The sequence below is a fragment of the Sphingobacterium alimentarium genome, from assembly GCF_004342685.1.
Taxonomy (GTDB): Bacteria; Bacteroidota; Bacteroidia; order Sphingobacteriales; family Sphingobacteriaceae; genus Sphingobacterium; species Sphingobacterium alimentarium.
Map to the genome: position 1 here is coordinate 19,185 of NZ_SMBZ01000049.1, position 8,660 is coordinate 27,844.

An 8,660-nucleotide genomic window follows, 5' to 3' on the forward strand; every position below is an offset into this window, starting at 1 on the left:
CATTTGCGTCTTTTCTAAAAAAGAGTAAATTCGCATAATTCTTTAATCTTTATTCCTTATAGAATTAAAAAAATATTTTGCTTAAGTCATTTTTTTATCCCTATCTTCAAAAAAAATACGTATGAAACCTTGGTATAAACCTTACTTAGAGCTTTATGAGCAAGATTTTAATGCCATGTCAAGAGATCTTATCCAGCAGGTAAAGGTACGCTTGAAGATCTTCGAACATGAAAATCCAATTGTGAGCCTGGTTGTCATAGCATATAATGAGCAAGAAAGGGTTTTAAGCTGTCTCTGGTCTTTAAGTCATCAGATTTGTGAAGTACCAATGGAACTTATTGTTATTAACAATAATTCGAAGGATAAAACCGAAGAAGCCTTAAAAATGCTAGATGTTGTTTATTTTAATGAGCCTCAACAGGGACCAGGCTATGCTCGCCAATGTGGACTTGAGAAGGCTAAAGGTAAATATGTTATATGTATCGATGCCGATACGATGTATCCTGCACATTATGTTTCGACCCACCTGAAAGCCCTAAAGCGGCAGGGTGTTAGTTGTGCATGTAGTCTTTGGAGTTTTTTGCCACGCCCCGGCCAGTCAAGAATTTCTCTGGTATTGTATGAGGGATTACGTGATTTTTATCTTCGTATGCAGTTTATTAAACGTCCTGAACTCTGTGTAAGGGGAATGGTTTTCTCCTTTTGCAAAGAATTTGCGCAGAAGGAAGGTTTTCGTACAGATATTAAAAGGGGAGAAGATGGGTCACTGGCTCTAGCTTTAAAGAAATACGGACGTATTGTTTTTATAGGGAGTCGTAAGGCGCGTGCCATCACAGGCTATGGCACATTGAAGGCTGATGGCTCGCTATTTAATAGCTTTATTTATCGGCTTAAAAAGGCATTTAAAAGTGTACCCAGCTTATTCTTTGGGAAAAGCGCTTACCAAGATGAACAATCCAATATGATTAGAAAAAGCAAATAATGTATAAACATATTCATTGATAAAATATGTATTTGGTCGTTTTTATGATTTGCGCGTTTATTGTTTTCTATACCTATTTGGGTTATGGAATGTTGATTTATTTTTTAGCCAGGTGGTTCCCTTATAAAAGCATTACGATTCCAGAACTAAATGCGCAGGAATTCCCTGCAGTTACCTTATTTATAGCGGCGTACAATGAAGCAGAGATAATTGAAGAGAAGATGGCTAACTCTTTAGCATTGGACTATCCAACCAACCGTCTGAAAATCTTTTGGGTAATTGATGGAAGTACAGATGCAAGTGAAGAAATCTTAAGAAAATATACTAATGTGAAGGTGCTCTATTCACCTGAGCGTCGTGGAAAGACAGCAGCTATCAATCACGGGATGGCACATGTTGAGGATCCAATTGTAGTATTTACTGATGCTAACTGCATGCTGAATAAAGAAGCTTTGAAACGTATTGTTAAGCAGTTTGAAGATCCGACTATCGGTTGCGTCTCAGGAGAAAAAAGAATTGCATTCCAACAGGATGACACTGTATCCTCTAAAGGAGAAAGTGCATATTGGAAGTATGAGTCTTTTTTAAAGGAAAAAGATTTTGTTTATTACTCTGGAGTAGGAGCTGCTGGCGAACTCTTTGCAATACGCACGGTATACTTTGAAGAAATGCCCGAGAATACGCTGTTGGATGATTTTATGCTATCGATGCGTATTGCACAAAAGGGTTTACGAATAGCTTATACCCCGGATGCTTACGCCGTAGAGCGTGGTTCAAGCAATATGGAAGAAGAGTCTAAACGTAAACAGCGTATTGCAGCCGGAGGATGGCAGTCAATTGGACGGCTGCTCCCTCTGCTTAATTTCTTTGTTTATGGAAAGCTTAGTTTTCAATATGTATCACACCGAGTTTTGCGTTGGTCGATAGCACCTATTGCACTTATTGTACTGCTTCCAATCTCTTGGTTGCTGGCTGGTGAACATGGAAGATCATTAATAAATGTGTTTACGGTCATACTCTACATGCAGATGGCCTTTTACCTTTGCGCTGTTGTAGGATACTTGAGTCGTAATCAGACTCAGGTTTCTAAGGTTTTTTTCATTCCCTATTATTTTGTATTTATGAATGCAAATGTGCTAATGGGCATCTGGTATTTAATTAATTCTACTGGTGGTGTATGGGAAAAGTCAAAACGCAAATAATTACATCACTTACATGATATGGGAAATATGAACTTACGTGATTTACAGGTGATTGAGAAGGTTCTCGATATGACTTGCGATACGATGTTCTTAGTAAATAGAGAAAACATCTGTGTAGATGTGATTATGAAAACAGATAATCCAATCTTTAATCCGCGTGTTAATCTTATTGGAAAGAATATCATCTCCGTATTACCTGAATCAATTAGGTTGCAGGTGGAGAAAGCTCTGGATTATTCTCGGAAAACTGGAGAAACATATAATGCTAACTACGATCTGCCTACAGATGAGAAAATGTATTATTTTAAGCTGATTGTTAACCAGTTTGATGAAGAACATTTGATCTGTCAATACCGTGATATCACCCAGCGTAGTAATATGAAAAATAGACTGCGTTCAGCATTGACAGCTTTGATTGAAGTGGGTAAAGTCGCTATGATTGGACTTTGGTCTTTTGATTGTAGCAAGGAAGAGTTTGTTTTAACGGGATACTCCAATATTGCTGGGCATAATCTCGAAGAACCTCTCCAGATCTCTTTGGAAGTATTTTTAAGAAGTGTACATCCTGATGACCATCGACCTTTATGCGATTATCTATTTAAGGAGGGAAATGAATACAGTCGCTTTGAATTCAGGGTTGTTAATTCAAAGGGTGTTATGCAGAATATGCAGAGTACAAAGTATCGAAGTTATTTAGAAAAGAATAGCTTGATTATCGATGGATTTTCGCAAAATATTACTGATTTAATCAAAAACCGGAGTGAGCTTGAGATGTTAATGAAAGTCGTAGAACAGGCGCCTTACAGTATACATGCAAATAAGTTAAACGGGGAGTTGGTTTTTGTCAACCAAGAATGTCGTTTGCAAAATCAGATCCCAGATGATCTTGATCTTTCCAAATGTAAGATTTTTGACACTTTACATTTTCATGGATCTGAAGAAGAATGGCATCAACATATTAAAGAAATTCAACAAACCAATGGTTTTCTGCGTTACCGAAGCACTCATGCATATCCCCAAAGGGATATTATTAGTTCGGAATGTATATCATTTATTATTCCTAATGGGATAGGTGAAGATATTATTTGGACGATGCGCCGTGATATTTCGGATCAATTACGTTATGAAGAACAATTGCTTAAATCTAAAGAAGCAGCTGAGGAATCCGAAAGGCTCAAATCTTTATTTATTTCCAATATGAATCACGAAATACGAACGCCACTCAGCGCGATTATCGGTTTCAGTGATATTATTGCCGAAACGGATGACGCTGAATTGCGTAGGTCTTATGGAAAAATACTTTCGTCTAATGGTGTCCAATTGTTACGGCTTGTTACCGATGTTTTAGAAATGTCAAATTTGGGTACTGGAAAGATGCGTTTTATCCCGAATTTGATCTCACTTAAAAGGGTTCTGCAAGAACTCGAACTGAGCTTCGGTAATTTGACTCAGATTGCTGCATTAGTTTTTGAAATTCCTGATGAAGATGTTGTGGTTAATGTGGACAGAGGGCGTATTTTACAATTGCTGACAAACCTTATAAATAATGCGATTAAGTTCACACCAGAAGAGGGGTTTATTTATGTAGGTTTTACCCAAACCACTGCAGGAATAAGGTTTTATGTAAAGGATACGGGGATAGGTATTCCATCAAATAAGTTGGAGCTTATATTTGATCGTTTTGTGAAACTAAATGATACTGACCGAGGTACTGGACTTGGCCTCGCAATTTGTAAGAGTATAGTTGAACAGATGGAGGGCAAAATATGGGTCGAGTCTAAAGTTGATAAAGGTTCAACTTTCTATATTGAATTACCTTTGATACCTATATCACAAGAATAGCGATACCTATTTTATGAATGATAATTTCAAAATTAGACCTCTAACTTTGGTTAGGTTCAGTGCTGTAGTATCACTAGTGATTATGAGCTTCGGTGTTCTCTCTAGCTTGGCTTATGTTGTTTTTCCAAAGGAAATTGTATATTTTCAATGGCTTGGATTATTTATGCCTGTTGTCATTGTTTCATTGGTATTACTTTTAATTTATGGACTTTGGAAAAATCGTTTCTCAGCGATATGTGCCCTAATTGGCCTAGTGGGTACGTTTCATTACTTTCCAAAAATTATACAGTTCAACAAGGTTACAGGAAACGTCGCTCCGGATATTCGTATGATTACTTATAATGTGAGAAGCTTTAGAATGGATTATAATGTACCTTCAGTACAGAATATTTCTGAATATGTGGGGGATAAGAATATTAATTTGATTTGTTTACAAGAGGTTCCAGTGAAATATACAGTTGATGATCTCAAATCGGCTTTCCCTATGATGGAACACTTTGTTTTGAGTTCTGATCAAACAGGAAAACATCACTTAGCTGTCATGAGCAAATATCCTATCACAAACGCGGAAACAGTTTCGTTTAATGAGAGATCAAATTGTGCACTTATCGTAGATTTATCCGTTGATAATAATAAATTTCGTGTCTTCAATTGCCATCTACAAACAACAAATCTAAACCAAATGCGTCCTAAGATAGGTGAGACTAGCGTAATTGATCAGGTATGGAATATGCTATCAGTTATGTCTAGTAATTTTGCCATTCGATCTAATCAAGTAGCTTACTTGAATGAAAAAATAGTACAATCACCCATAGCGACTTTGGTCTGCGGAGACTTTAATGATTCTCCAGTTTCTTATACCTATCATACCATGAAAGGAAAACTAAAAGATGCTTTTAGTGAAGCGGGCAATGGTTACGCCTATACTTATCGCTATTTTCGAAAGTTGATTCGAATCGATTATGTTTTTTTTTCTGATTCGGATTTTGAGGCAATAAACTATCAAACCGGTGATATCGGTTATAGTGATCACTTACCAGTGATAGTAGATTTTAATTTTGTTGAGTAATAAAGAAAGTTGTAAAAATGTCATTGCAAGGCGGTGAATATAAAAAAGATTGTCGCTTGCACCAATCAATTATTTTATATTTGAAAGGTATCACACAAACAAAGTAACTATAGGTAAAAGTTTAAGTTTTAATAGATAGTCCTTATTAAATTACCCTTAACATTTTGGAAAATAGTCAATTCAGAAAAATAGTAAAAACAGAGATTAGATGGTTTGGAAATGTATTTATGACTAATGCATTTGCTTATTATAGTATTTACTTTAATGAAATACTATTCATTTATTCGAGGCATTATGTTGACTCTTTGACGAGTAAGACCAGTTCATTGATCTTGTCTTGTTTAAATGCGTTAGAAGTAGTACGCATTGCAAAATTAAGAGAAGCTATACGAGTAATCTGTTGGGTGTAATTGATGTACGTTGTTAGAAGAAATAGATGATTAGAGTTGAAGTGTATAATGATTTCTTTCAAGAATTCGATAAATATTTATGATGTCAATTCTAAGAGTTCAATTTAATTCAATCATTCACTTTTTGGCTTTAACTATACACTTACTTTATGAAAAAATTAAGAAATAGGCTTTAAAACAACAGTACATTAACCCCACTAAAATTAATTTTTCGGTTTGCCGGATCACAATAAAAAGCAGTAAATAAGTAACAAATTTGTCTATTATGTATAAAAAAGTTTCCAAATGTGTGAATCTTCTTTTCAATTATAAACATTTGACAAAAATTAAATCGATTTATGGATATTAATTTTTCGGAGTATAAAGTCTTGATTGTGGATGACTGTAGGATTAATTATTTAATTATGAAAGTCATCCTGGAAAGAGAATCTTTGGAAGTTTCTCTAGCTAGTAGTGCTCAGGAAGCTATGGTTTTTTTGGAAAGTAACCGAGTTGATCTGATTTTGATGGACGTTTTGATGCCTGAAATGGATGGATTTGAATTTACTAAGTGGCTCAAGTCGAACGAAAAATATAAGGATCTCCCGATTCTGTTTATTACGGCTCTAAATTCTCCGGAAGACGTTATTAAAGGTTTTGATTTAGGCGGTAGTGACTACATCACTAAACCATTCAATCGGGAAGAATTGCTTAGAAGAGTCAAACACCAGATACGATTATCCCATTTCCATAACACCATTGTAAAACAAAATGAGGATTTGCAGACGATTATTGATAATCGCGATAGATTACATGCTATTCTGGCGCACGACATGCGGACTCCAATTTCTTCTTTAAAAATGATTTTCAGTATTTTATCGCTCAAAAATGAAGGCGATGTACTGGATGGTGATTTTATACGTATGCTCTACGCAGGTAGTGATATTGTGGAACAGCTATTCTCGCTTTTAGATAATCTTTTAAAGAGAATCAAATCCCAAATGGGATCTATGTCTTTGTTGCCCCAAATTTTTGATTTTGATGTCGTGGTAGAATCTGCTGTTGAGGTGTCAAGACCTGCAGCTAAGTTAAAGGATATTTGTGTTCAGGTAGATTTTCAGGATGAGATAGATGTATTTTTTGATATTGATGTCATGAAAAGTATTGTTCGAAACTTACTAATTAATGCAATTAAATTTAGTAATTCAAATTCTACAATACAGATAACGGTGGGTAAAGAGGATAATCAATTAGTTTTTGAAGTACAGGATGAGGGCATAGGGATGACGGAAGATGTTCAGGCTCGTCTGCGCAAGCGAATGTATGGTAACAGCGTTCAAGGAACTTTGAAAGAGGATGGTGTAGGACTTGGATTATGGATTGTACAATATTTTATTGATTCTCATAAGGGCTCTTTCTATTTTAGATCGGAAGAAGGTAAAGGTTCTCTTTTCGGATTTAAAATGCCGATAATTCACGATAAAAAAAGCACATAGGTTTAATAGCAGTATATATTTTATAGATGAAAAATACATTACGTAAGCGAATATTAGTGACAGGCGGCGCTGGTTTTATTGGTTCTCACCTTTGCGAACGTCTGCTTGGACTTGGATACGATGTGGTTTGTATGGATAATTATTTTACTGGATCAAAGTCCAATATTTTACACCTTCTCGACAATCCGTATTTTGAATTAGTACGTCATGATGTTACAGTGCCTTTTATGGCTGAAATTGATCAGATTTATAATCTTGCTTGTCCAGCTAGTCCCATACATTACCAGCATAATCCAATAAAAACGGTAAAAACTTCAGTCATGGGAGCGATTAATATGCTGGGGTTGGCCAAGCGTGTTGGAGCACGTATTTTGCAAGCCTCTACAAGTGAAGTCTATGGTGATCCTAACGTACATCCACAACCTGAAAACTATTGGGGGAATGTAAATCCTATCGGCATTCGCTCTTGTTATGATGAAGGAAAAAGATGTGCAGAAACTTTGTTTATGGATTATCATAGACAGCATAATATTGATATAAAGATTATTCGTATTTTTAATACCTATGGCCCCCGAATGCATCCTCAAGATGGTCGTGTGGTTTCAAATTTTATTATGCAGGCTTTGAAAGGAAAAGATATCACAATCTATGGTGATGGAAGTCAGACTCGTAGTTTCCAATATGTCGATGATCTGGTGGAAGGTATGTTGCGGATGATGGATTCAGATTCTTCCTTTATTGGTCCAGTAAACCTTGGAAATCCTGTAGAGTTTACCATGCTCGAGCTTGCTGAGCATATTGTAGCTTTAACAGGATCCAGCTCTAAAATCAAACATTTTAAATTACCAAAAGACGATCCAAAACAGCGTAAGCCAGAAATAGCCTTAGCAAAGAAAGAGTTAGGCTGGGAACCTAAAATACAGTTAGAGGAAGGATTGTTAAAAACAATTGCTTACTTCAAAGATATGGTTTAATTAATTACCTTGGGCACTATTTTGTATCCATAAAGTATCTTTAGTAATCCTTGATCTTACAAATAAATTGTTTTACCCAATTATTTCTGTGATTTACTAATAGCCTGAATTCGATTAATAATTTATTCCAAATTAATACTCGAATTCAGGTCTCATGTGGTATATTAACTTAAAAGGTGAGATTAGCGAAGCTAGTTAATCAGAAAGTTTAGATGTGAGACTCGTTTTGAATTCAGAAACTTTTAACATATTAACAAAGTATTTGGCATCTTTTAGATTGCTGTTGGTTCTATTTGAAAGATACTTTTCAGTATAGTATTCTGCTTGCTCATACAAGTGTTTTGTACAATCTATATTTATGGATATACCATCTTCGAACGATCCGTAAGAAAGTCCTTTTACAGCTTCGTTAGATGAAATGTCTGCAATTTTTTCTAATTGTATACCGGGAATATTTAGTGTAAGTGAAGGGTAATAAAAATGAATTTTGTTTGGGAATTTCACTTTTATTTTAATAGTACGGTTTTCGGTCGTTATTTCAACTCTAGAATGTTGTCTATTGTAATTATATTTGTAATACTCTTCCTGACTTGTCCCTTTTAGTGCGGCACATTTAATTTCCGTATTAAATCCTCCACTATAGGCATCATTTTGGCTCTTATTCTCATTTCCTTGTTAGTGATTTGACTAAACATTCTAGCGTCGG

7 protein-coding genes are annotated in these 8,660 nt (G+C 35.4%); 6 read left to right on the plus strand and 1 reads right to left on the minus strand.

The window, feature by feature from the left end:
• Positions 1 to 121 precede the first annotated feature (121 nt).
• From EDC17_RS14355 to EDC17_RS14380, 6 genes are all read left to right on the plus strand, one after another.
• Complete coding sequence (locus EDC17_RS14355) at positions 122 to 982, plus strand: glycosyltransferase family 2 protein (RefSeq protein WP_132778733.1); 861 nt, start codon at positions 122 to 124, stop codon at positions 980 to 982.
• Between the two features lie 89 nt (positions 983 to 1,071).
• The gene (locus tag EDC17_RS14360; protein WP_243646167.1) at positions 1,072 to 2,184 is read left to right on the plus strand and encodes a glycosyltransferase family 2 protein; all 1,113 of its coding nucleotides are present in this window, start codon (positions 1,072 to 1,074) and stop codon (positions 2,182 to 2,184) included.
• 18 nt (positions 2,185 to 2,202) lie between these two features.
• Positions 2,203 to 4,026: a PAS domain-containing sensor histidine kinase gene (locus tag EDC17_RS14365; protein WP_132778735.1), complete on the plus strand. Its 1,824-nt coding sequence runs from the start codon at positions 2,203 to 2,205 to the stop codon at positions 4,024 to 4,026.
• Between the two features lie 13 nt (positions 4,027 to 4,039).
• Positions 4,040 to 5,095 carry an endonuclease/exonuclease/phosphatase family protein gene (locus tag EDC17_RS14370; RefSeq protein ID WP_132778736.1) on the plus strand — a complete coding sequence of 352 codons (1,056 nt, stop codon included), beginning with the start codon at positions 4,040 to 4,042 and terminating at the stop codon, positions 5,093 to 5,095.
• Between the two features lie 748 nt (positions 5,096 to 5,843).
• Positions 5,844 to 6,980 carry a hybrid sensor histidine kinase/response regulator gene (locus tag EDC17_RS14375; RefSeq protein ID WP_132778737.1) on the plus strand — a complete coding sequence of 379 codons (1,137 nt, stop codon included), beginning with the start codon at positions 5,844 to 5,846 and terminating at the stop codon, positions 6,978 to 6,980.
• A gap of 26 nt (positions 6,981 to 7,006) precedes the next feature.
• Complete coding sequence (locus tag EDC17_RS14380; RefSeq protein WP_132778738.1) at positions 7,007 to 7,954, plus strand: UDP-glucuronic acid decarboxylase family protein; 948 nt, start codon at positions 7,007 to 7,009, stop codon at positions 7,952 to 7,954.
• A 195-nt stretch (positions 7,955 to 8,149) separates the two neighbouring features.
• Here the strand turns inward: EDC17_RS14380 and EDC17_RS14385 are convergent, their stop codons facing one another.
• The gene (locus EDC17_RS14385; protein ID WP_132778739.1) at positions 8,150 to 8,572 is read right to left on the minus strand and encodes a polysaccharide deacetylase family protein; all 423 of its coding nucleotides are present in this window, start codon (positions 8,570 to 8,572) and stop codon (positions 8,150 to 8,152) included.
• Positions 8,573 to 8,660: the final 88 nt, after the last annotated feature.